The sequence below is a fragment of the Micromonospora sp. NPDC005197 genome, assembly GCF_040608295.1.
Classification (GTDB): domain Bacteria; phylum Actinomycetota; class Actinomycetes; order Mycobacteriales; family Micromonosporaceae; genus Micromonospora.
Genome location: NZ_JBEXHY010000090.1, coordinates 1 through 22,419 on the forward strand (window position 1 = coordinate 1; position 22,419 = coordinate 22,419).

The 22,419-nt window shown below is 73.0% G+C and carries 22 protein-coding genes and 1 pseudogene; 13 read left to right on the forward strand and 10 right to left on the reverse strand.

Features of this window, described 5'->3' with window-relative positions:
- Positions 1-12: 12 nt before the first annotated feature.
- Entirely contained in the window at positions 13-678 is a 666-nt protein-coding gene (gene folE / locus ABZU46_RS23575; protein ID WP_354861112.1) for a GTP cyclohydrolase I FolE, read from the forward strand.
- Positions 679-769: 91 nt separating this feature from the next.
- On the opposite strand, the gene ABZU46_RS23580 is transcribed toward folE, so the two are convergent.
- Complete coding sequence (locus ABZU46_RS23580) at positions 770-1,471, reverse strand: hypothetical protein (protein ID WP_354861114.1); 702 nt, start codon at positions 1,469-1,471, stop codon at positions 770-772.
- 46 nt (positions 1,472-1,517) lie between these two features.
- The gene (locus ABZU46_RS23585; protein WP_354861083.1) at positions 1,518-4,079 is read right to left on the reverse strand and encodes an FtsK/SpoIIIE domain-containing protein; all 2,562 of its coding nucleotides are present in this window, start codon (positions 4,077-4,079) and stop codon (positions 1,518-1,520) included.
- Positions 4,080-4,273: 194 nt separating this feature from the next.
- Here ABZU46_RS23585 and ABZU46_RS23590 point away from each other — a divergent pair, with 194 nt between their 5' ends.
- Positions 4,274-4,837 carry a hypothetical protein gene (locus ABZU46_RS23590; RefSeq protein WP_354861116.1) on the forward strand — a complete coding sequence of 188 codons (564 nt, stop codon included), beginning with the start codon at positions 4,274-4,276 and terminating at the stop codon, positions 4,835-4,837.
- On the opposite strand, the gene ABZU46_RS23595 is transcribed toward ABZU46_RS23590, so the two are convergent.
- Genes ABZU46_RS23595 through ABZU46_RS23625 form a run of 7 tightly spaced genes read right to left on the reverse strand, consistent with a single transcriptional unit; the run spans position 4,838 to position 13,257 of the window.
- Positions 4,838-5,437, reverse strand: a complete 600-nt coding sequence (locus ABZU46_RS23595) for a hypothetical protein (protein WP_354861085.1) — start codon at positions 5,435-5,437, stop codon at positions 4,838-4,840.
- Between the two features lie 13 nt (positions 5,438-5,450).
- The gene (locus ABZU46_RS23600; RefSeq protein WP_354861087.1) at positions 5,451-6,626 is read right to left on the reverse strand and encodes a M23 family metallopeptidase; all 1,176 of its coding nucleotides are present in this window, start codon (positions 6,624-6,626) and stop codon (positions 5,451-5,453) included.
- On the reverse strand, positions 6,623-7,180 hold the full coding sequence (locus tag ABZU46_RS23605) for a hypothetical protein (protein WP_354861088.1): 558 nt from the start codon (positions 7,178-7,180) through the stop codon (positions 6,623-6,625). Before ABZU46_RS23605 ends, ABZU46_RS23600 begins: the two co-directional genes overlap by 4 nt.
- Complete coding sequence (locus tag ABZU46_RS23610; protein ID WP_354861090.1) at positions 7,177-9,135, reverse strand: MFS transporter; 1,959 nt, start codon at positions 9,133-9,135, stop codon at positions 7,177-7,179. Before ABZU46_RS23610 ends, ABZU46_RS23605 begins: the two co-directional genes overlap by 4 nt.
- Before the next feature lies 1 nt (position 9,136).
- A complete protein-coding gene (locus tag ABZU46_RS23615) occupies positions 9,137-12,517 on the reverse strand; it encodes an ATP-binding protein (protein WP_354861092.1) in 3,381 nt (1,126 codons plus the stop codon).
- Positions 12,518-12,566: 49 nt separating this feature from the next.
- Positions 12,567-12,929 (reverse strand): hypothetical protein, encoded by a 363-nt coding sequence (locus ABZU46_RS23620; protein ID WP_007466101.1) that lies wholly within the window; start codon positions 12,927-12,929, stop codon positions 12,567-12,569.
- Between the two features lie 13 nt (positions 12,930-12,942).
- Complete coding sequence (locus tag ABZU46_RS23625) at positions 12,943-13,257, reverse strand: hypothetical protein (protein WP_030327982.1); 315 nt, start codon at positions 13,255-13,257, stop codon at positions 12,943-12,945.
- A 346-nt stretch (positions 13,258-13,603) separates the two neighbouring features.
- Here ABZU46_RS23625 and folP point away from each other — a divergent pair, with 346 nt between their 5' ends.
- From folP to ABZU46_RS23660, 7 genes are all read left to right on the forward strand, one after another.
- Positions 13,604-14,503 (forward strand): dihydropteroate synthase, encoded by a 900-nt coding sequence (gene folP, locus ABZU46_RS23630; RefSeq protein WP_354861094.1) that lies wholly within the window; start codon positions 13,604-13,606, stop codon positions 14,501-14,503.
- Positions 14,500-14,865: a dihydroneopterin aldolase gene (gene folB, locus ABZU46_RS23635; RefSeq protein ID WP_354861096.1), complete on the forward strand. Its 366-nt coding sequence runs from the start codon at positions 14,500-14,502 to the stop codon at positions 14,863-14,865. The genes folP and folB overlap by 4 nt, the downstream gene beginning before the upstream one ends.
- Entirely contained in the window at positions 14,862-15,389 is a 528-nt protein-coding gene (folK, locus tag ABZU46_RS23640) for a 2-amino-4-hydroxy-6-hydroxymethyldihydropteridine diphosphokinase (RefSeq protein ID WP_354861098.1), read from the forward strand. Before folB ends, folK begins: the two co-directional genes overlap by 4 nt.
- Positions 15,390-15,408: 19 nt before the next feature.
- On the forward strand, positions 15,409-15,948 hold the full coding sequence (locus ABZU46_RS23645; RefSeq protein WP_354861100.1) for a DUF3180 domain-containing protein: 540 nt from the start codon (positions 15,409-15,411) through the stop codon (positions 15,946-15,948).
- A 118-nt stretch (positions 15,949-16,066) separates the two neighbouring features.
- Positions 16,067-17,281: an ABC transporter permease gene (locus ABZU46_RS23650; protein WP_354861102.1), complete on the forward strand. Its 1,215-nt coding sequence runs from the start codon at positions 16,067-16,069 to the stop codon at positions 17,279-17,281.
- Positions 17,282-17,333: 52 nt separating this feature from the next.
- Complete coding sequence (locus ABZU46_RS23655; RefSeq protein ID WP_234587453.1) at positions 17,334-17,642, forward strand: hypothetical protein; 309 nt, start codon at positions 17,334-17,336, stop codon at positions 17,640-17,642.
- Between the two features lie 56 nt (positions 17,643-17,698).
- On the forward strand, positions 17,699-18,199 hold the full coding sequence (locus ABZU46_RS23660; protein ID WP_354861103.1) for a hypothetical protein: 501 nt from the start codon (positions 17,699-17,701) through the stop codon (positions 18,197-18,199).
- A 54-nt stretch (positions 18,200-18,253) separates the two neighbouring features.
- Here the strand turns inward: ABZU46_RS23660 and ABZU46_RS23665 are convergent, their stop codons facing one another.
- Positions 18,254-19,258 (reverse strand): ABC transporter ATP-binding protein, encoded by a 1,005-nt coding sequence (locus ABZU46_RS23665; RefSeq protein ID WP_354861105.1) that lies wholly within the window; start codon positions 19,256-19,258, stop codon positions 18,254-18,256.
- Between the two features lie 2 nt (positions 19,259-19,260).
- On the opposite strand from ABZU46_RS23665, the gene ABZU46_RS23670 reads away from it, so the two are divergent.
- From ABZU46_RS23670 to ABZU46_RS23685, 4 genes and pseudogenes are all read left to right on the forward strand, one after another.
- Positions 19,261-19,947 carry an ABC transporter permease gene (locus tag ABZU46_RS23670; RefSeq protein WP_354861107.1) on the forward strand — a complete coding sequence of 229 codons (687 nt, stop codon included), beginning with the start codon at positions 19,261-19,263 and terminating at the stop codon, positions 19,945-19,947.
- A complete protein-coding gene (locus ABZU46_RS23675; protein WP_354861108.1) occupies positions 19,944-20,681 on the forward strand; it encodes an ABC transporter permease in 738 nt (245 codons plus the stop codon). Before ABZU46_RS23670 ends, ABZU46_RS23675 begins: the two co-directional genes overlap by 4 nt.
- A 241-nt stretch (positions 20,682-20,922) precedes the next feature.
- A complete protein-coding gene (locus ABZU46_RS23680) occupies positions 20,923-21,903 on the forward strand; it encodes a glycine betaine ABC transporter substrate-binding protein (protein WP_354861110.1) in 981 nt (326 codons plus the stop codon).
- Between the two features lie 110 nt (positions 21,904-22,013).
- Positions 22,014-22,419: pseudogene (locus ABZU46_RS23685) on the forward strand (hypothetical protein); the annotation flags it as partial.

Sequence of the window (22,419 nt, forward strand, 5' to 3'; positions counted from 1 at the left end):
CCTCACCGGGAGCTGGCCGTCTCCGCGACCGAACCCGACGGCGACGACGAACTGGACTACGTGGCCGCGCGGCTGATCAGCGGCAAGCTGACCGGTCGCCCGGTGGAGGACGCCGTCGACCTCGGCCGGATCGAGAAGGCCGTCCGAGAGATCCTGATCGCGGTCGGCGAGGATCCGGACCGCGACGGGCTCCAGCAGACCCCGGCCCGGGTTGCCCGCGCGTACGCCGAACTCTTCGCCGGCCTGCGGGTCGACCCGGCCCAGGTGCTCAGCACCACCTTCGAGGCCAACCACGAAGAGCTGGTGATCGTCCGGGACATCGACGTGATGAGCCTCTGTGAGCACCACCTGCTGCCGTTCCGCGGCAGCGCGCACATCGGCTACATCCCCGGCCCGGACGGGCGGATCACCGGCCTGTCCAAGCTGGCCCGCCTCGTGGAGGTCTTCGCCCGCCGACCCCAGGTGCAGGAGCGGCTCACCTCGCAGGTCGCCGACCTGCTGATGAGCAAGCTCGCCCCGCGTGGCGTCGTCGTCGTGCTCGAATGCGAGCACATGTGCATGGCGATGCGTGGCATCCAGAAGTCCGGTGCCAAGACCATCACGTCGGCGGTGCGCGGCGTCCTGCAGTCCGACCCCAAGTCGCGGGCCGAGGCGATGGCGCTGATCATTCCCCGCTGACCTCCCGGACGCGACAACGGCCGGCCGCCCTCTTCCGGGACGGCCGGCTGTCGCGTCTTGAGGGTGGCCGGCCGTCGCGTCTGCGGGGTGGTCAGCCGGTCAGCAGGGCCAGGAGCAGGCCGGCCGTGACCAGCACCGCCGGCACCAGGCAGACCAGCGCACCGAGGCGCACCGTCCGGTCCAGCCGCTCGTCGGGGCTCGCCTGGAACAGCCGACCGACACCCACCCAGCCGACGACGAAGGCGACCGCCGGCATCGGAAGGCCGCCGATCAGGGCCGTCACGCTGGCCGGGCCCGTACCCGTCGTCGCGTACACGATGACCTGGATCAGCGGCACCAGCAGCGCCAACGGCCCGTACACCAGGAGGTTGCGGGCCCGCGTGGGCCAGGAGGCCGGTCGGAGGCCGCGACGCGCGGCCAACGCCGCGTCCGCGGCCTCGGCCCGACCCCGCGCGGCCCGCAGCGCCGCCAGTACGGCGGCCGGGCCGCCGACCATCGACCGGGCCGCCTCGGTCAGCTCCGGCGGCGACGGCACCAGCGAGATCGCCGGTACGCCTCGCTCCCGCAGCCGCTCCTGCTGACTCGCCAGCCCGGCACGCACGACCGTCAGTTCCTCCCGGGCGGCCTCCGCCGAGCGGGCCTGCTCACCGGCGGCGGCAGCCGCGCCGCGCCGGACCGCATCCAGTTGCCGCGCCGCCGCCAGGTACTCTGCCCAGCCGCTGACGGGTTCCACGGCCGCCGGCGTGCCATCGCCGTCCGCCCCGGCGGTCCGCTGCCGCCCCGGCCCGGTCACCGTAACGTTCGACCCCACACCGACACCTCCCGCGTGCACCGCCCGCTCACCCCACCTTGTCGGCGAACGGCACCAGGACCGTGCCCCGCTCGTCCGGACCGTCCCACAGCGCCGCCCGGTCCGGGTGTGCCCGCCACTGGACCGGCCGGCCGAAGACGGCGGCGAGCTGCGCCGCCGGCACGTCCAGCACCACGACGGCGGCGAGCTTGTCGACCTCGCCGTCCGGCTCCAGCAGCGCGGCGAACGGCGGCACCGCCCGCCACCAGCCCAGCAGGTGCCGGCCCGCCGGCGGCCCGTCCCGCAGCAGCGCGCGCAACCGGTCGGCCGGCAACTCCCGTGGCCCGGGCCGATCCAACCCGAAGACCACCAGGTACGTCGGCAGCTCCCCATCGGTGTCCGCGAGCAGCGTCGGCACGTCCACCAGGCACGCCGGATGGCGGGCGGCCAGCTCGGCCGTCAACGCCTCCGCCAGGGGGCGTGCCCCCTGGTCCGGCGCGGCCACCAGGAACCGGGCGGTGCCCGGCGGATGATGAGCCGCGGTGCTCCGGGCCGCCGTCGCCAACAGGCCACCCGCCGCCGGCCCCGAGCCCAGCACCGCGAGGTTGCGCCCGGCCGCCGGCCCCATCGGAACGGCAACCGTCGTACGGGCCACGTCCACCGCCCGGCCGAGCAGAGCGGCCGGCCCGTGTGCCTGGCCCGCCAGAGCCGCCCGGTGACGCGGATCGTTGCTCAGCAGCGGGCGAGCGTAACCGGCGAACACCACCGGCGGCGCCGACCCGGCCGGCCGGGCCGTCCACAGCTCGTGCCGTAGTTGCTCGACGACCTCCGGATGGTCCAGCGGATCCGGGTGCCGGATCAACCGCTCGTGGCCACGGATCGCGCCCCGGGGACCACCGAGCCCTCCGGCGGTGTTCACCACCGCGCTGCCCACCGGCAGCCCCGCGGCCGAGTCGTTGGTCGGCTCCAGCACCGGGCCGCCGCCCGGCAACGCCACCCGCACCGGGAACTGTCCGAGAACCGAATCCCGGTGCCCGGCGTCCGCGCGGCCACTCAATCCCAGCTCGCCCGCGCCGGCCAGCACCAGGTGTACGCCGTACGCCCGACCGGCGCGCGCCAGCCCATCCACCTGCGCGGTCAGCTCGGCGGCCAGCCGATCCCGCTCGGCGAAGAGCAGCGGCACATTGTCCACCACACAGACGATGCGGGGCAGCGAGCGGTGCTGGCGCAGCTCCGCGAAGCGCTGCCCACCGGCCCGCCCGGCGGCCTCCGCGCGGCGTTGCACCTCGGCCGTCAGCTGGTCGAGCAGGTCCCGGACGTACTCCCGGTCGGCGGCCATGGCCGCGGCCCGCACCTGCGGGATCCAGGAGCGGTCCCGCTCGGTCTGCAGAAACTCCACGAACGACTCACCGTCGCCCAGATCCGCCAGGTAGAGCGCCAGGTCGTCCGGGCCGTACCGGGCGGCGAGCCCCAGCAGCGCGGTGGTCAGGAACGCCGCACGTCCCGCCCCGGACCGGCCACTGACCAGCCAGTGCGGGGTCAACTCGGTGAAGCCCAGCGGCACCGGCCGGCCCCCGGCGTCACCCACCATCGTGGTGAGACTGTCCGAGGAGTCCGCCTCCCAGAGCCGCTCACCCGTCGCCGGCAGGAGATCGGCCAATGCCAACCGGGAGCCCGCCTCCACCTGGGCGGCGAGCCGTCGACAGACCGCGTCGACGAGATCCGCCGGCGGGTCCGTCTCCACGAAGACCGGTGAGTTCAACCCGCCCGGTGGCTCGGCCCCGGGGCCCGCGAACGACGCCCCCGGCGGGTCGCCGAGCAGCGCGTACGCGTTGCGCAGCACCAGTGAGGTGGCCTGCGGCAACGGCGCCCGGGACGCGTACGGGCCCGGTGGCGGCCAACCGGCCACCACCAGGTGCAGGCCGGCCGTGGGCCCCTGCTCGGCCAGCGCCTCGATCCGCGCCAGGTCGGTCGGACCGGTCAGCTCCGGCAACGCGGCGACCACCAGCAGCAGGGTGCGGTCGTGGCGACGACGCCCGCTCGCACCCGGGGTCACCCACTGCTCCGCCTCCGTCAACACCGCCCGCAGACCCGCCACGTCCACCGCCGGTGGCGGCAGCAGCCCGGCATCGGCCAGCGCGCCGAACGGCGTGAGCACCGCACCCGTGGCGTCCACCGCGCGCACCAGCAGCGCCCCGGCGGGCGCCCCACCCAGCAACCGCAGCAGCACGGCCCTCAGCAGCCCCGCCACCCGGGGCTCCCGCGCATCGGTGTCCACACTCAGGTGCCCGGCCCCGATCAACGGCACGAGCGCGGGGAAACGGGCGTCATCCAACGGCGCCGCCGTACCCACCCGCACGAAGGGCGGCGGGCCGTCACCCGCCGGAGAATCCACGGTGAGCGAGTCCAGATTGGCGCCCGACCAGCCCGGGGCCAGCCGCGCGGCAACCACCCGCAGTCGGTCGGCCAACTCGTACTGGCGGCGCTGATCCGCGGGGGCCGGTCGAGTCTCGTCGAGGATGCCGGCGGCGGCGGTCACGACAGCTGCGGCCCGGCGGTGCAGCGCCGCCGCTCGGTTCGTGCGTGCCTTCGGACCGGCCACCGTGTCCACCCCCTCACCCGAGGTTGGCAACCCCTCCCCGAGCAGTGACGGTATCCCAGCCGGAGCCGCTCCTCCGGGAGGTACCGCGGTGGTGCGCCGGTGTTGTCGCGGATCTCACCGGTGGGGAGGGGTCCGTCACGATCCGCTGGATCTGAGGCATTGGCTCCGGGCCGTCCAGCCGTTAACTTCAGGAGGTGGAATCAGTGCAGCCCCCCGCCGGTTCCCAGGTCTCCCGCGTACCGGCCCAACGGACTCCGTCCGAGCAGCTGCCGCCGGCCCCGCCAGCGCCGGCGCCACAACCGCGCCGCCGCCGACTGCGTACGGTGCTTACCGTGGTCGGTGGGGTGCTCGCCCTGCTCTGCCTCGGCGCGGTGGCGACGGGGTACGTGCTGTACAACCGCGCGGCCGCCCCCGACCGCAGCGCCCCCGACGTGGTCGTCGACAACTACCTACGCGCATTTCTCGTGGACCGCAACGACGCACGAGCCGACCAGTACACGTGCGAGGGCGGGACTGAGCTTCGCGCGTTGCGAGAGCTCCGTCTCGAAGTGGAGCAACGCGAGTCGACGTTTGACGTAACGGTACGAATTTCTTGGGGCCCCCTGACTAGGAGCCCGTCGAGTGATGGCGAATCGGTCGCCACGACCCTCACCATTGCCGGTTCTTCCGATGGCGTCCCCAGGAGTAGCCGGCGAGAGGACTGGACGTTCAACGTGGTCGAGGACGATGACGGCTGGCGGGTGTGCACCGGTGCCAAGGCTGGTTAGTTATTCGATCCACAGCAGATGGACCGGAACCTCCAGGGTGGTGGGTGACTGGCCGCGCCAGGCCCAGCGGTACCACTCCACTTCGGGCGTGATCCGCAGGCAGATGTCGCCTTCGGCGCCCGAGTAGGTCTCGGTGACGGCCCGCATGTCCCGGTGTTCCAGCCCACCCTCGACGTGCACCACCCGGCGTCCGGTGACCGCGTCCGCCTCAAAGACGGGCGTGGGGGACCGATGGGACGGCCCGTCCAGCGAGACCAGCCGGATTCCGGTGTCCCGGGTGCCGTCCGATCCGGGCCGTTCGCCGACCGTCTCCACCCAGACCCGCTCCACCGGCACCAGCGGCGCGAACACCTCGACCTGGTCGGCCTCGGCCCGGTACCACTCGTGCTCGGGGATGACCGGCACGTAGGTCCGGGCACCCTGCACGACGCGGTCGTCCGCGCGCAGATCCCCTCGCCAGCCGAGCCCGGGCAGACCGACCAGCACCCGCTGCCCGCGTAGCTCCACGCGTCCGGTCGCGGGCACGATGGTCAGTGGGCGCGGCGGCCGGGGTGCCCAGTCGGGCTGGTCGGCGAACGGGTCCGGCATCGGTCCGGTCATGCCCGTGACAGCCTCACTCCGCGCCGCGCAGCGGGGCGCCCCGCTCGCGCATGAACGGAATCGGGTCGACCGCGCCCCGGCTGGACCGGTCGTTGCGCAGGTGCACCTCGAAGTGCAGGTGCGGACCGGACGAGTTACCGCTGCTGCCCACCTGCCCGATCACCTCGCCGGCCGGCACGATCTGATCGGGTGCGACCCGGGGGTGGACCACCATGTGGCAGTACCGGGTGATGTAGCCACCGGCGTGCAGAATGTCGACGAACCAACCACAGCCGCCCTTGCCGGGGTACCCGTCCACGTCGCAGCTTCGCCGTCCACGATTGTCCGGGTCGCAGCGGGCTACCAGCACCCGCCCGGCGGCCGCGGCGCGGATCTCGGTGCCCTTGGCCGCTCCGATGTCGACACCGTTGTGGCTGGGTCGCTCGGCGGTCCGGAAGCCGGAGCCGACGTCACCGGAGATCGGCGCGGTCCAGCCGGAGGCGGCGATCTGGCCGCGCTCGGCGGCGTCGCACACCGCCTTGCCGTTGATCTCGACGGTGCGGGCCGCGCCACCGGCCAGCGCGTCCACGATCTTGCTGGCCAGCTCCTCGTGCTTGGCATACGCGTCCGGATAGGCGCTGATCTGCACCTGCTGGGCCACGACGGTCAGCGGTCGGCGCTGCCAGCTGCGTACCTTCACGAGCTTTTCGTAGAACTTCCGGGCCGTGTACGCGGGAGTCATCCGCTCGGCAACCGAGCCCCATCCCGGCCGCTGCTGGAACAGACCCAATGAGTCGTGGTCCGCGCCGACGCCCTCGTGCGGCAGGGCGAGAGAGGCGGGCACCCCGGTGTTCGCCAGATTACGCAGCGCGGACTCCTGCATCGCGGTGGCCAGGGCGATCACCCAGCCACGCGAGGGCACCCCCATGTCCTGACCGACCTTGATGATGATCGCCGCGTTGCGGATCTGCGCGTCGCCATACTCGGCAAACCGGGGCAGTTCGCCGGCGATGTCCACCGGACGCACGGGTCCGCAGCCCCAACCTGCCAGGGCGTCCCCGTCCTGCGCGTCGCCGCCGAGACCGCTGAGAAAGAACGCCGCGGTGCCTCCGGTGCAGCAGAGCAGGAGCAGCACCCCGGTGAGCACTGAGGCGATCACGCCGACCCGAATCGGGCGGCGAAGAGCACGGCCTGCTCGGCCGGCGGTCACTGTCGCTCCCAGTCCACCACGTCGACCAGCCAACCCTCGTCCGCCACCACCAGCTCCAACCGGAGCCGCCCGGTGTCGAGCGGTAGCAGCACCTCGACGAACGTGTCGGTACGCGATCGCACCGATGGTGGGCCGGTCACCTCCTCGGCCGGCACTCCGCCGGGCTCGGCGCCGGCCAGCTTCTCGGTCAGCGCCGGGGTCGACAACGACCGCAGGCCGGCCTGCCACTGTTCCGCCGTCATTCCGGGTCGGCCGAGCCAGGCGGAGGCGAACCGGTCGGCGGTCTGCTCCGGCGTGCGGGCGCCGGGCCGGGTGACCGGCGACGGCGGAGCCTCGGTGGAGGTCACCCCGTCGTCACCGGCCGTCGGGTCGACGGTGGTGATCGGCCGGTTCGGTCGGCTGCTCAAGCCGTCCGCCGGGTCCATCGGGCCGGACGCGAGGCGGGCCGCCCCGATCACCCCGAAGACCAGTACCGCGATCACCACCGCCACTCCCAGTCGGGACCGCAGCGCCCGGGTGAAGAGGAATTCCAGGGCCCGTCGCATCGCGGTCACCGAGCCTCTGAGCGCACCCGCGGTCCGGTGCGGTCCGGCGCACGTTCGGTGGAGCCGGGCCGGTAGACCACGAACGACGGGTTCTCCGACGGCACGTCCGGTTCGGTCCAGGTCGCCGGCTGCCGTCGACGGGGCTGCGGTGGCACCGGACGACCTCGGTTGCCGGTCTCCTTCGTCGGAGCCTCATCGGCGCGTTCCTGACCGTCCGGTCGACCGTCGCTGGCGCCTCGGCCCGCGACCGGGGTTGGTGTCGGCGTCGGGGCCGGGTCTTCCCGGCGTGCCTCCGGGCGCAGCCGGGTCTGCTCGGCGTCCGGCGACCGGCGGCGTCCGCCCACCGGTTCCATCGTGCCCCCGGGCTCGGCCACGTCGAGCCGGGCCGCCGTCCGCATGTCCCGGAAGAACCGGCGGTGCCAGGACCCGGCCGAGCTGACCGCCTCGCTGCTGTCCTTACCGCCGAGCTGGGTGATCCGCCGGTACGGCCGCAGCAGCAGCCAGCCGACCACGCCGCACAACCACACCAGCACCACCTGGAGCCAGCCGGGCAGCGTGGGCGTACTCATGATCAGATCGACCGCGAACAGGTAGATAGCGGCGCCGGTGCCGAAGATGGCGATGTTGAAGATCGCGGCGACCACGGCGTTCGCGAGCCGTCGTAGGCCGGCACTGGCCGGACGGAGCAACCCCACCGTGCCCAGGATGGGTGCCGCGATCACCGCCCATCGGAAGATCAGGAAGCCCAGCAGGACCAGCAGCGACGCGGTCAGGTCGAACATGGCGAACAGGACCGAGGCCAGCACCGCGATGAACCCGGCCCCGACCCGGTCCATGTCCCGGACACCCTGGAGGTACTCGTACGCCTCCGGGTCCTCGGTCTGGATCTGCTCGGCCACCCGCGCCCACTGCTGCTGCTTGGCCTTGATCGTCGCCTCCCGGGTGGCCGGGTTGGCGCGCAGCTTCTCGACCTCGTCCCACGACAGCGCCTTGGCGTCGTACAGCGCCGGACCGTACTTACGGGCCGTCTCACTGTCGGCCGAACCGAGCACGCCCCGTAGCCAGTTCCGATAGAGCATCGCCTCGGTGGCGGTGTCGCTGGCTCGCACGGCGGGTGGTCTGTTGTCCTTGCAAGCCTCAGGATTCGGATCGTCGCACTGGCTCGGCGGAGTATCCCGTGCTGCCGGGCCCACCGCGTCGTGCACCACGCCCAGCGAGGTGACCAGCGTGCCGTCCGCGATGTTCGCCGACTTGACCGGCCAGGCGGCGAGGGCGGTGACCGCGACCATCACCAACAGAGCCCAGCCGGCGGTGGTCATGGCGTTGCTCATGTCGGACTGGCGAGATCGCCAGAGCAGATAGAGCCCCACCACGCACAGCGTGACGATCCCGAAGACGCTGAACACCTTCTCGTAGACGGCCTTGGTCGCCTTCTCAACCAGCGGGTCGGCCCAGCCCCACATCGACCGGGGGTCCCAGGCGCGTTCTCGTAGCGCATTGGAGGCGCCGACGATCGCGGTGGCCACCATGAACTCGCCGTTCGCCACTGTGGTGGTGAACTTGTAGTCCGGATGCAGGACCGACGACGCGCAGCCGCCGGGGATGTCGTACGTCGGATAGCTGTATCCGGCGTAGCCGTAGTCGCTGTAGAGCCCCTTCGGCCCGGGTTGCTTGGCGGAGTCCGGACGACCGGCGAACCAGCCGGCGAGGCCGGAGTCGGGCGTGCCCGGGGTCGGCGCGTTACGGCACTTGACCTCGTCCTCGCTGACCGCCTGGAGCTTCCCTACGCAGGCCCGGAAGTCCGCTTGCCATTCGGCCGTCGTGCAGAGGTCGGCTCGGGCCTGGGCGACCGGTGGCGCGGCCGCGGCCGCCTCCGCGCCGAGCAGCGGCCAGCTGAGGGTGGCCCCGGCCAGCACGCCGAGCGCGAGCAGGAACGACGCGATCCGTGCCCGGGGCCCAGCCATGTCACGCCTCCAGATCCGGCAGGGAGATGCTCGGCAGGACTCCGGCCGCCGCGGCGATCGCGGCGGGCGTCGTGTCGAGGTGGTCCAGCAGGCCGTCGACGTACGAGACGTCGACGCGGACCTTCTGCACCCGACCGTCGACGTCGCGCATCACGAACTCCCGGAAGCCGAGGCGGTCGGCCGAGTTGGTGTCGGCGGCGGAGAGCGAGGCCAGGGTGGCCTCGTACCCGTCGTTGACCGGCACCCGCAGCAGCCGAAGCGCTTCGGAGGCGATCTCGGCGTCCTCGGCGATCCGGCCGACGAAGACGGTGGAGACCAGGTTCTGCACGTCGAGGCCGAGGATGTCGCGGGGGTTCTGCGAGGCGACCAGCGCCGCGAGGTTCCACTTTCGGGAGTCCCGGGCGAGCCGGACCAGGAACGAGCGGCCCGACCGCCAGCCTTCCATGAAGTGCGCCTCGTCGAGGCCGACGAGCTTTCGGGACGACATCGACCCGCCGTAGCAGCGGCGGACGGCGAGCCGGTGCGCGGTGTGCAGCATCGGCAGGGCGAGGGCCTCCTCGGCCGACCAGTACTCTCGTTCGATCTTCAGGTCGGGCAATCGGAGCCCGGCCATCGTGATCACGGTGAGCGCCGCGTCGGCACCGAGCAGACCCTCCGGCGGCCGACCGAAGAAGAGCATGGCCAGCGGCATCTCGGCGGTGTCCAGGAGCAGGTTCGCCAGCTCCTTGCCGGCGTCGTCGTCGAGCCGGCCGAGGCAGCTCACCACGTCGTCCAGGGTGGACGTCTCCTCGGCGGGGACCTGCCGGACGGCGTGCCGGAACAGGGTGGCGGTCGACGCCTCGCGGGCCACCTGCGGCGGCACGAGCATCATGCAGATGTCCTGGACCAGCATGCGCCGCTCGGCCCGGGCGTTGGAGACCGCGATCTCGAACTCGCGGTCACCGGGGGCGCCGGTGGCGAACTCACTGCGCAGTGGCGTCGGGATGAGCGAGTAGGGCGCCAGGGTGCCGTGCTCCGACCCGGTCAGGTTCAACACCCGGGAGTACGGCCGCAGCTCGGGCATGGCGCAGAGCCGGGCCAGCGGCCCGGACGGGTCGAGCAGGGTCACCTGGACCCCCCGTCGGGCGGCGAGATAGCCCAGCGCGCCGAGCAGGGTCGACTTGCCACCGCCCGGCTCGGCCACGAAGACCGCGAGCCCGGAGCGTTCGCGTACCTCCATGGGGAAGTGCAGGTCGAGGAAGACCGGGCGGCGGCAGGTGCCGGCGGTACGCCCGATGAGGTCGCCCCGGCGGTCACCGACGGTGGACGCGGCCTGGGGGAGCGCGGCGGCGAGCAGCGGGACCGGCATCCGGCGGACGTAGCCGGTGTTGGCGATGGGCTCGCCGGGGATGAACTCGCGAGCCAGCCAGTCCTGGTTCTTCGGGTGCTGCAGGGAGATGCGCAGCTCCCGGGAGTAGAGCTGGATGAGCCGCCGGGCCCGCTCCAGGCACTCCTCCCTGGTCCGGCCGCCGACCGCGATCCGGTGCCAGCCGTGGGCGCGGGCCGAGTCGACGGGCAGCCCGGTGGTCATCTCGTCGCCGATCACCAGCGCCCGCTTGGCGAGGCGTTCCAGCTCCGGTGGCGCGTCGATGCCGTGCTCGGCGTAGTCGAGCTGCTGGGAGCGGATCATCCGCAGCCGGTGTTCGAGATTGCGGAACGAGTCGCCGGATCCGAGGATGTCGACCCGGGTGGAGATCTCCATCGGCCAGGGCAGTCGCTCGTGGAAGTGCAGCCAGGGCTCGTGCCGTTCCGGGATCTCCAGCGGCTCCATCCGGCCGACGGCGAGCACTGCCACGTGCCGTTCCTCGCCGGTCATCCGGTTGACCAGTTTCACGGTCGAGCCGTACGGGGTGCGGTAGCGCTCGACCTGCTCGGTCAGGGCGAGCAGGTCACCGCGCTCCCAGCGGTCGTCGGTCACCGGGGAGAGCCGGCCCGGGGGCGCCATGCACAGCGCCACCGAGCGGTAGAGCAGCCACTCCAGCTCCTGGGCGGTGACTCGTCGGCCGCGCATGCCGAACGCGCCGAGAACCTCGTCGAACTGTTCCACGGTGCGGCCCAGTTTGCGACGCTCGCCCTCGGCGGTGCCCCGGCCGAAGGTGCGCAGCAGCCGTTCGGTCATGGAGTCGCCGAGGGAGCGGCGGGCGAAGGTGACGCCCAGGTAGGTCTGCCCCTCGGCGTGGTTGACGGCCATGAGGTGCCGCTGGGCGGCGACCAGGTGGTCCGCCCAGCCGGTGGTGCCGGCGACGTCGGGCAGCGGTGCCGGCGTGTGCGCGTCGATGGTGCGCGCCCACTCGTCGGCGGGGAACGGTCGGGTGGTCCGGCGCAGGTGCAGCCGGAAACCGGCCAGGCCCGCGTACTGCTCGGAGATCGCCGACAGCAGCGCCTCACGCTCGGCGTCCGGGCGGAAGGCCCAGCGGACCTCGGGCAGCCAGTACCAGGCGGTGACCGTGTTGGGGGTGAAGGTCAGGTGGCCGGCGATCTCGGTGATGGCCAGCTCGACCGACGGATCCCGGTCTCCGAATTTGATCTTCGGGGCGCGGACCCGGGTTGGCTTGATCGGCCGGTCCTGGTTGCTCGCGGCCCGCTGGCGGGGTGGCGCGACCTCTTTCCCGGCCCCCTTGGGTCGCTCCGACCCGGGGCGGCGCGGTGCCCGCTCCAGGGCCGGCCGGTCGCTCGGGGCGGCGGTGGCCGGCCGGTCCGTCGGGGCGGTGGGACGCTGCATCGATGCCGTCGGTGGGACGACGGGTGCGGCGCTGGACGTCCGGGGTGCCGGGCCGGTGGCCGTCGACGCGGACGCGCCTGCGGCGGTCGGCTCGGGGTCGTCCGAGGGGTACCGCATCGGGCGTCGGTCACCCGCCTGATGCGGCACCCGGGACTCACCGGCCGGGTAGGCGTCCGCCCGTCGTGGCTCGATGGGCGGTCGGTCGCTGGTGGACCGGTCGTCGGGCGTCCACGGTGGCTCCAACTCGGGCGCCGGTCGGGCCGGGGTCGGAGCGACCGCGGGTGGCTGCTGCGGGACCGTCGGCTGGCTCCGGGTCGCGGGGCCAGCCGTCACGGCCCGTGGACCACCAGGTCGCGCGCCACCGAACAGGTCCAGGAACGGCGAGTCGATGTCGGCGTTCTCGCCGGCCGAGACCGCGCTGGGCTCGGCGGGTGGCGTCCGGCGGGTGACCGGCCGAGGTGCCTGGAACACACCGACCGCGCCGTGGCCGGGCGAGGTCACCAGCGCGGGGTCGAGCGCCACCTCGTCCTCGGCCTCGGGGTAATCGAATGACTGCGCACGGTGACTGGCCGGCACGGCCGGGCGGCCGGCCGGGGAACCCGGCGTGGAAGAGCGACTCATGCGACCGCCTCACCCGCGTCGTGCAACAGACCGCTCGGCGTACGCCCGGTCATGCCAGCTCCTCCCGGATCCTGATCCGGCTGCCGACCAGACGCGGGTCGCGCTGCTCGATCGCCGGCTCCCGGGTACGTCGCCAGTCGGTCAGCGCGGTGCGGATGACCACCCGCGCCGGCCGGTCGGGGTCGACGTGCCGGAAGATGAACGACGTGGTCACGATGGCGAGCGCGATCTCCCAGGCTGGGAAGAGTTCGACAGTCAACGTGAACAGCCAGTGGATGAACATGTAGAGGGGGACGAGCAGCATGAAGAGCCCGTACTGGGCGTAGGGCAGGTGGACCGGAAGGGTGTAGCCGGGCGGCCCGAGGTAGACCAGGCGGGCCCGGTAGATGTCGTCGTCGGTGCGTAGCCGCATCTGGTGAACGCGCCTATTCGAAGATCAGGTCGATCAGGTAATCGCCGACGAAGAAGAGTGTGGCCGCGCCGGCGATGAAGGCCAGCCCGACGATGGCGATCGCGGAGCTGGTCAGGACCTTGGAGATCTCGCCCCGGCTGGCGCGACCGATGAAGATGACGCCCAGGACGGCGAGCAGGATCGGCGCGATCTTGCTGGCGAAGAAGGTGACGACACTGTTGGTGTCGATCCCCTTCGGTGCCGGCTCCGCGAGTGGAGCCGACGCCAGGGTGGAGAGCGCGTGGGCGACGCCGGAAGACGCCGTCTCCATGAGCTCGAAGGCGATCACTGGAACCTCCCCATAGCGCGGCCGGCGGTGCCGCAGCGGTGCAATGGACGAGCCTGGCGGGAAATGTGCTCCACAGGGCGCAGCGTTCTTGACCCTGCGTTCGTTACTCACCACGGAGGGTGGCGAGGTTTGGGCGTTTTTCCCCCGCTTCGGCCCTCCCTCCAAGCTTCGCCATCTCGATGCTGGCCAATTCCAAAGCGTACGGGCCGCCCCGGATTGCGACAAGCCGCGAAGGGACTGCCTGCTGCTGCCCGGATGACCGATCGTACACCTGTTCTAACGAGCACGTCAGGGGTGGTCGACCCGGGCCGCCGGGTGCCGCCGCCGCGACCGGTACCGTCTAGTCGTGACCGATCTGGTACGGGCTCCGGGCCCGGTGGTGATGGGCGTCCTCAACGTCACGCCGGACTCCTTCTCCGACGGCGGACGGTACGCCGACCTCGACGCGGCCGTCGGACACGGCGTCCGTCTGCGCGAGGCCGGGGCGCACCTGATCGACATCGGCGGTGAGTCGACCCGTCCCGGCGCCGAGCGGATCGACGCGGTGACGGAGGCCGAGCGGGTGCTGCCGGTCATCCGCGAGCTGACCGCCGCCGGTGTGCCGGTCAGCATCGACACCAGCCGGGCGCGCGTGGCCGAGGCCGCGTTGGGCGCCGGCGCGGCGGTGGTCAACGACGTCTCCGGCGGGTTGGCCGACCCCGACATGGCCCGCGTCGTCCGCGACGCCGGCTGCCCCTGGGTCCTGATGCACTGGCGGGGCCACTCCCGGCAGATGCGCGACCTGGCCAGCTACACCGACGTGGTGACCGATGTGCGGGGCGAGCTGGCACAGCGGATCGACGAGGCGCTGGCCGCCGGGGTCCCGGCGGACCGCATCGTCATCGACCCCGGCCTCGGCTTCGCCAAGACGGCCGCCCACAACTGGGAACTCAGCGCTCGCCTGCCGGAGCTGCTGGACCTCGGGTACCCGCTGCTCTTCGGCGCCAGCCGCAAGTCCTACCTCGGTCGACTCCTCGCCGCCGCCGACGGCACACCGCGACCCACCGACCAGCGGGAGGCCGCCACCGTGGCCACCAGCGTGCTCGCCGTCGCGGCGGGCGCCTGGGGCGTACGCGTACACGACGTGCGCGCCACCGTCGACGCGCTCGCCGTCTGGGCCGCCACCGGCAGCCCGCGCCTGGTGCCAGCCAGCCCGGCTGGGCGGCCCGTACGAGCGGCCGCCGGCCGGCGAGAGGGAGACCGATGAGCGACCGGATCCAGTTGACCGGCCTGCGCGCCCGCGGCCGGCACGGGGTGTACGACTTCGAGCGCGCGCAGGGGCAGGACTTCGTGGTCGACGCCGTCCTGGAGTTGGACCTCGCCCCGGCGGCGGCGAGCGACGACGTCACCGCCACGGTCCACTACGGCGAGCTGGCCGAACGTCTGGTGGCGGTGGTGACCGGCGAGCCGGTCAACCTGATCGAAACCCTCGCCGACCGGCTGATCGCCGTCTGCCTGGCCGACGAGCGGGTCCGCACCGCCACGGTCACCGTGCACAAGCCGGAGGCGCCGGTGCCGCACACGTTCACCGACGTGGCCGTCACGATGACCCGGACGCGTACCCGATGACCCGGGCCGTGCTCTCGCTCGGCAGTAACCTCGGCGACCGCCTGGAGCACCTCCGGACGGCCGTCGCCACGCTCGGTGACACCGTGCTGGTGGTCTCCGGCGTGTACGAGACTCCACCGTGGGGGGACGCCGACCAGCCCGCGTACCTCAACGCGGTGCTGCTGGCCCAGGACGCCGCCGCCACGCCCCGCGACTGGCTGGAGCGGGCCCGGGCCGCGGAGCGCGCGGCCGGCCGGGTCCGTGACCCGCAGCGGCGGTTCGGGCCGCGCACCCTCGACGTGGACGTGATCGCGGTCTGGGGCGACGACGACGAGCCGGTGCTCAGCGACGACGAGGAGCTGACCCTGCCGCACCCCCGGGCGCACCTGCGCGCGTTCGTGCTGCGACCGTGGATCGACATCCAGCCGTACGGGCGGCTGCCCGGCCACGGCTGGTTGACCGACCTGCTCACCGCCGGCCCGGTCGCCGACGACGCGCTGGAACTGCGTCCCCGGCCGGAACTGGCGTTAGAGTCGACGGCATGACCCAGTGGAGCCGGCCGGCATGACGCAGGCGAAGTCCCCACCACCGGGCGGGCCGGGCCCGGACCGGTCGCGGATGGGCCCCACCCGGATCTCGACCCTGGTCGTGGCCGCCCTGGGCGCGGCGGCGGTGGCCTGGCTGCTGATCAGCAGCCTCTACTACAGCGGCATCCCCCGTCTGCCGTGGCTGCCGGTGGTGACGCTTGCCGCGCTCGCGGTGCTGGAGGCGTACGCGGCCGTCAACACCCGCGGTCGCATCGAGCGCAAGGCCGGCCGGGATCCGGTGAACCCGTTGATGGTCGCCCGGTTCGTGGTGCTGGCCAAGGCGTCGGCGCTGGCCGGGGCCATCTTCGCCGGTTTCTACGCCGGGCTCAGCGGGTGGCTCTTCGTCGAGACCACCCGGGCCGCCATCGAGGATCGGCCGGCCGCCGGGGGCGGGCTGCTGGCGTCGCTGGCGCTGGTGGGGGCCGCGCTCTGGCTGGAGCGGTCCTGCCGGGTCCCGGAGCGCCCGGACGACGAGCACGAGCCCGACCAGCGCCAGAGCCGTCCCGGCCAGCGCTGAGCAGGGGGTTACGCCTGGCTCCGGGCGCGGGTACGGTGCCTCCGATCGGAGAGCAACGGCCGCCCCCGATCCGTCCGTGCGCCGGACCGGGACGGCCGGCCACTGGGGAGGCGGTGCCATGGGGTACGAGGACACGGGCCGGGACCGGTCGGTCGAACCCTCGTCCGGGGTTCCTGTCGCCGTCCTGGAGAACGTCTTCGACGATCCCACCCACGGCGAGCCGGGCCGGGACCGCGTCGGTGTGCACATGTTGTGGGAATTCCTGCTGCTGGTCGGTCTCGTCGCCCTGGGCTGGCTGCTCTGGCGGGCCGACCCGGACGCGCTGCGCGGCGCCGGTCTGCGTACGTTGCTGGTCGGCGCGGTCGGCCTCGGGCTGCTCGCTCTCGCCGCCGGGCTGAGCCTGCGCACCGCCGTCCCCAACCTGGCCGTCGGGCCGGTCGCGGTCGCCGCCGCGCTGCACTACGCGGAACAGGGCGATCGGGGTCTGGCGACGTCAGTGGGGTCGGCCGTCGTGGTCGCCGCGGTGGGCGGTCTCGTGTTGGCGCTGGCCGTGGTGGTGTTACAGGTGCCCGCCTGGGCGGCGAGCCTGGCCGCAGCGGCCGGAGTCGTGGTGTACATCGAACGTCGTTCGACGTCGATTCTGGTGCAGGGGGACTACGACCCGAGGCGTACGGCCGGCTACCTCTTCGCCGGGTTCGCCGCCGTCGCGGTTCTCGGCGGTCTGTTCGGCACGATCAGGTCGATCCGCCGGCTGGTGGGTCGGTACCGGCCGGTGGCCGACCCGGCCCGTCGCCGGGGCGCGCTGGCCGCCGTGGTCGCCGCCGTCGCGCTCGTCGGTTCCACGGTGCTGGCCGCGCTCGCCGGTGTCCTGCTCGCCGCCAACGGCCCCGGGGCGGTCACGCCCACCTCCGGGCTGGACTGGACCGTCCTGGCCATCGGCGTGTCCCTGCTCGGCGGCACCAGCGCGTACGGCCGCCGCGGCGGGGTGTTCGGCACGGTGCTGGCGGTCGGCCTGGTCACCGTCTTTCAGGCGTACGCGCCGGAGCGCGACTGGACGGTGAGTCAGTGGGCGCTCGGTGGCGTGGCGCTCGGCGTCGGGCTGCTGGTGACCCGGCTGGTCGAGACGTTCGGGCGGCCCCGGCCGGGCCACGTGGAGGAGATCGAGCCGGTCGGCGACGGCACGATCAGCACGGGATGGAACGTGCCCCGGCAACAGTCGGCCGACAACTGGCCTCCGACGCTGCCGACACCCCTCGCGCCGGAATCGGCCGACCCGTGGCGTGACCCCCGCTGGGAGACCGGCCCGCGGCACTGGGACGCCGACGACCGGTGAGCCGTGTCCCGTCCGCCGAGCCGGCGCTGATCTCGACCGTTAGGCTCGCCGCATGACCGACACACCTGCCGCCACCCCCGGCGGAACCTCGTTCGAGGAACTCGACGCGTTGTCCACGGAGGAGCTGCGGGAGCGGGCGTTCGCCCGGGCCCGGGAGCGTCGCGACGTGGGGTTCTACTGGTCGGTGCTGCGGCACCTGCCGAACGCGGACGAGGCCACGGTGCTGGACGGCGCGCCGAACTCGATCGGCCCGACCATCGACGAGGCGAACGCCTTGTGGCGGGAGCTGACCGGGCACGGCTACGAGGAGTCGGCGCCGCTGCTGCGGGCCGCCTTCATCGACTACCTGCTGAAGCACTGAGCCGTTCGGGGCAGCCCAGGTCCGCCCGGCCGGCCGGCACGGGACCTGGGCGGATCATGGGACTCGTCCGTACGGGCCCGGTCAGCGGCTACGGGACGGCCGCCGGCACCGGCGCGCTCGCCGTACTGCTGCTGGTCGGCATCTGTGGCAGCCCGGCGTACACCGGCTGGGCCGCCGCGACGCTTACCGACCCGGACTCGGCCGGCGGCTTCTACCTGCGCCTGCTCGCCTGGCCGGCCTGGCGGCTGGACGCGGACGGGCAGGCCGGCGGTCTGTTCGCCGCCGACCTGCGGGCCGTCGCGCTCGTGGTCCTCGCGGTGGCGCTGCTCTATCTGCTGCCCGCCGCGCAGGTGGCCCGGGTGCCCGGCCCGGTCAGCCAGTTCTTCTCCGGCTGGGCCGCGTACGTGCTGGCCGGCGGGCTCGCCGCCGTGCTGGCGGCGCTGCTCGGCCCGGACCCGTCGCTGCTGGCAGCACTGCGAGACGCCAGCAGCGGCGCCGGCTACGGCTTCCTCACCGGCTGGATCATCGGCACCGCGAGCCTCGGTGGTCGCGCCTGACCCGCGCGACCCCATGTGGAACGGGTGCCGCCGCCGGGCCGGTCAGCGGTCGGGTCAGCCCGTCGAGCGGCCCAGGTCGAGCAGACGCTGGCGGCTGAGCGCGCCCACCGGGCGGCCGTCGTCGGTCACGACGAGCTGGTCCCGCCCCGACGTGAGCAGTACCGCCAGCGCGTCGTACGCCGTGCCGTCCAGCGCCACGGTGGGCAGATCCGCGGCGGCGCCTGGGGGCACCGGCTCCAGGGACTCCCGGTCGAGCGGGGTGACCGCCAGCCGGCGGATGCCCCGGTCGGCTCCGACGAATTCGCGGACGAACGGGGTGGCCGGTGCGCCGAGCAGGGCGGCCGGCGTGTCGTACTGCTCAAGGTGCCCGCCCTGAGAGAGCACGGCGATCCGGTCACCGAGCCGGACGGCCTCGTCGAGGTCGTGGGTGACCAGCACGATCGTCTTGCGGACCTCGGCCTGGAGGCGGAGGAACTCCTCCTGCAGGCGGGCCCGGACGATCGGGTCGACGGCCGAGAACGGCTCGTCCATCAGCAGCACCACCGGGTCCGCGGCGAGCGCGCGGGCCACGCCGACCCGCTGCCGCTGCCCACCCGACAGCTCGTGCGGATAGCGGCGGCCGAACTGGGCCGGGTCCAGACCGACCAGGTCGAGCAGCTCGTCGACGCGGGCCCGGGTCCGATCCCGGGACCAGCGGAGCAGACCCGGGACGGTCGCCACGTTCGCCCGGACCGTCTGGTGTGGAAAGAGGCCGACGTTCTGGATCACGTAGCCGATCCGGCGGCGTAGCCGCACCGGGTCGACGTCGGTGACGTCCTCGTCGCCGAGCATGATCCGCCCGGCCGTCGGCTCGATCAGACGGTTGACCATGCGGAGCACTGTCGACTTGCCGCAGCCGGACGGGCCGATCAGCACCACCAGCTCGCCGGCCTTGACGTCCAGGCTCAGGTCCCGCACGGCCTCGGTGCCGTTCGGGTAGCGCTTCTGGATGCCCTGCAGGGAGATCGACGCCGCGCGAGGGGATTCGGCCACGCTGGCGGCCTCCGGGGTAACGTCCACGTATGTCCTTCCGCCTGAGCTACCGGGCCGACCCGGGTAACCCCTGGTTCTCCTGGCAGTACGTGCGGGACAACTCTGACACGATCCTCGCCGCCATGCGCGAACACGCCTCCCTCACGGGACGCGCGGTGCTGATCGCGGTGCTGATCGCCCTGCCGTTGTCCGTGCTCGCGTACTGGGTCCGCCCGCTGGCCGGCCCGATCCTCGGCGTCACCGGCGTGATCTACACCATCCCGTCACTGGCGCTGTTCGCGTTCATCGCGCCGTACCTGGGCACCGGCGCCACCACCGTGCTGGTCGGGTTGGTCCTGTACGCGCTGCTGCTGATCGTCCGCAACGTGGTGGCGGGGCTCAACCAGGTGCCGCCGGAGGTCGGCGAGGCCGCCGAGGGCATGGGCTACGGCCGCTGGCGGCGGCTCTTCCGGATCGACCTGCCGCTGGCGATCCCCGGCATCCTGACCGGGTTGCGCCTGGCCACCGTGTCGACGGTCGCGCTGGTCACCGTCGGCGTGCTGGTGGGGCACGGCGGCCTCGGTCAACTGATCTTCGCGGGCTTCCAGAACAACCTCTACAAGGCCGAGATCATGACCGGTACGGTGCTCTGCGTGGCGCTCGCGGTGCTGCTGGACCTGCTGCTGGTCCTCGTCGGCCGGCTGGTCACCCCCTGGTCCGCCCGGGGCGTCCGGTGAGCGCCGCGGCCAACCCCGTGCACCAGGCGGTGCTCTGGCTCAACGACCCCCTGAACTGGAGCAACCCGGGCGGCATCCTGGACCGGCTCGGCGAGCACCTGACGATCTCCGCCCTGGCGGTGGCGCTGGGCTGCCTGGTGGCCTGGCCGGTCGGGCTGTGGCTCGGGCACACCGGCCGCGGCGGCGGTCTGGTGGTGCTGGTGTCCAACGCCACCCTGGCCATTCCCACCCTGGCGCTGCTGACGATCCTGCCGCTGACCTTCCTCGGCTTCGGGCGTACGCCGGTGGTCGTGGCGCTCGCCGTCTTCGCCATTCCACCGCTGCTGGCCAACGCCTACACCGGCGTACGTCAGGCCGACCCGGAGGCGCGCGACGCGGCCCGCGGGATGGGCCTGTCCGGCGGGCAGTTGCTGCGCCGGGTGGAGCTGCCGCTCGCGGTGCCGTACCTGGCGGCCGGCTTCCGGACCGCCGCCGTGCAGGTCATCGCCACGACCGCGCTGGCCTCGTTCGTCAACGGTGGCGGTCTCGGCGAGATCATCCGTACCGGATTCGGTCTGAGCATCGCCGCCGGTGGCGGGCAGATCGTGGCCGGCGGTGTGCTGGTGGCCGGGCTGGCACTGCTGGCCGAGCTGCTCCTCGGGGTCGTCGAACGCCTGGTCACCCCCCGTCCGCTGCGACGCGGACGGCAGCGCGCGGGCCGCGCCCGGCCCGCCGACGCCACCGGCCGCGCCTGACGCGCCGTCGCGATCCGTCCGGGTGAGCGGACGCCGAAGCGGCGACCAGCGGCGGGCCGCTCGGTGACGATGCGGTGACGAAGCCCATCCCGGGTTGTCGGTCGCTCGCGGACCATGTTGGGTGGAAGTCGCGGGCGGCCGACAGCCGGGATCGCCCGTCGGACACGCGGCCGGCCCGGGACGGGTCGCGCCGGGACACGGAAGGCGGGCGGCACACATGCGCGCACGTACACGTCTGGCGATGGGCGCCATCGGCGCCATCGCCGGAGCAGCACTCCTCACCGGGTGTGGCGATGCCGGCTCGTCCGGCACCGACGCCCCCCAGACGAGCGCCTCCGGGGCCGGGTGCGCCCCGGTCGCCGGTCAGCAGCTCATCGCTCTGACGGACGACAAGAAGCTCCAGAACTCCGACAACGTCATCCCGGCGGTCAACAGCAAGGTGGCCAACCCGCAGCTGATCGCCGCGCTGGACAAGGTCTCCGCGGCGCTCGACACGCCGAAGCTGATCCAGCTCAACAAGGCCGTCGACGCCGACCGCAAGACCCCCAAGGTGGCCGCCGAGGAGTTCGCCAGCGCCAACAACATCACCGCGGGAATCGCCAAGGGCCCGGGTGGCGACATCGTGGTGGGCGCCGGCAACTTCAGCGAGAGTCAGACCCTCGGCGAGCTGTACCGGATCGTGCTCACCTCCGCCGGTTACCAGGTCAAGGTGCAGCAGATCGGCAACCGGGAGCTGTACGAGCCGGCGCTGGAGAAGGGCGAGATCCAGGTCGTCCCGGAGTACGCGTCGACCATGGCCGAGTTCCTCAACGCCAAGGCCAACGGCAAGAACGCCCAGCCGGTGTCCTCGCCCGACATCAACACGACGGTGACCAAGCTCAAGGCCGAGGGCGACAAGGTGGGCATCACCTTCGGCTCGCCGGCCGCCGCGCAGGACCAGAACGCGTTCGCGGTCACCCAGGAGTTCGCCGACAAGTACGGCGTGCGGACCCTCTCCGAGCTGGCCGCGAAGTGCTCCGGCAGCGCGACGGTGCTGGGCGGCCCGCCGGAGTGCCAGCAGCGTACGTTCTGCAAGCCGGGCCTGGAGAAGACGTACGGGCTCTCGGTGGGCTCGTTCTCCTCGCTGGACCAGGGCGGGCCGCTGACCAAAAACGGGCTGCGTGAGGGCAAGATCAGCGTTGGTCTGGTCTTCTCCTCGGACAGTGCCTTCGCCACCAGCTGAGGTTCCTGTCGGGTGTGCCGTGGACGCCCCCTCCCCATCTCGGGGCGGGGGCGTCCGCGCGTCCGGGGACCCGTTCCCTCCGCTGGGGATCGTCGGTAGGCTGCACAGCCATGCCAGCCCCGGTCACCCCCGACGCCCGGCGTCAACCGCTGTTGCTGACCGTGCTTTTCTGGGGCGGCGTGGCCCTGGCCCCGGTGGCGGCGCTGATCCTTCTGGTCGCTGACGGTAACGGCCCGCTGCGCTTCGCGGCGGTGCTCGCCATCGTGGCGGTGGTCCTGATCGGCCTCTCCATCGCGTTGCGTCCCGACGGTGACGACGGTCGGGCCGATGAGCTGCTGGACGAGATCGAGGAGCTGCGCCGGGAGTTGCGCGCCGAGATCGTGGCCGCCGCGCAACGCGGCAACCAGGCGCTCGACCAGGCGCAGCGAGCCCAGGAGGGGATCGCGGCGGTCCGCCGCCGCCTCGATGCCACCGGAGCGGCCCTCGCCGGCGCCACCCCGCTGGCCGAGCCGGCAG

Excerpts from the sequence above, each read along its gene's own strand:
- ABZU46_RS23680 (WP_354861110.1), top strand. The coding sequence starts at position 20,923 with ATGGGCGCCATCGGCGCCATCGCCGGAGCAGCACTCCTCACCGGGTGT.
- ABZU46_RS23650 (WP_354861102.1), top strand. The coding sequence starts at position 16,067 with ATGGGGTACGAGGACACGGGCCGGGACCGGTCGGTCGAACCCTCGTCC.
- ABZU46_RS23615 (WP_354861092.1), bottom strand. The coding sequence starts at position 12,517 with ATGAGTCGCTCTTCCACGCCGGGTTCCCCGGCCGGCCGCCCGGCCGTG.
- ABZU46_RS23645 (WP_354861100.1), top strand. The coding sequence starts at position 15,409 with ATGACGCAGGCGAAGTCCCCACCACCGGGCGGGCCGGGCCCGGACCGG.
- ABZU46_RS23620 (WP_007466101.1), bottom strand. The coding sequence starts at position 12,929 with ATGCGGCTACGCACCGACGACGACATCTACCGGGCCCGCCTGGTCTAC.
- ABZU46_RS23670 (WP_354861107.1), top strand. The coding sequence starts at position 19,261 with ATGTCCTTCCGCCTGAGCTACCGGGCCGACCCGGGTAACCCCTGGTTC.
- ABZU46_RS23595 (WP_354861085.1), bottom strand. The coding sequence starts at position 5,437 with ATGACCGGACCGATGCCGGACCCGTTCGCCGACCAGCCCGACTGGGCA.
- ABZU46_RS23655 (WP_234587453.1), top strand. The coding sequence starts at position 17,334 with ATGACCGACACACCTGCCGCCACCCCCGGCGGAACCTCGTTCGAGGAA.
- folB (WP_354861096.1), top strand. The coding sequence starts at position 14,500 with ATGAGCGACCGGATCCAGTTGACCGGCCTGCGCGCCCGCGGCCGGCAC.
- ABZU46_RS23660 (WP_354861103.1), top strand. The coding sequence starts at position 17,699 with ATGGGACTCGTCCGTACGGGCCCGGTCAGCGGCTACGGGACGGCCGCC.
- folK (WP_354861098.1), top strand. The coding sequence starts at position 14,862 with ATGACCCGGGCCGTGCTCTCGCTCGGCAGTAACCTCGGCGACCGCCTG.
- ABZU46_RS23610 (WP_354861090.1), bottom strand. The coding sequence starts at position 9,135 with ATGGCTGGGCCCCGGGCACGGATCGCGTCGTTCCTGCTCGCGCTCGGC.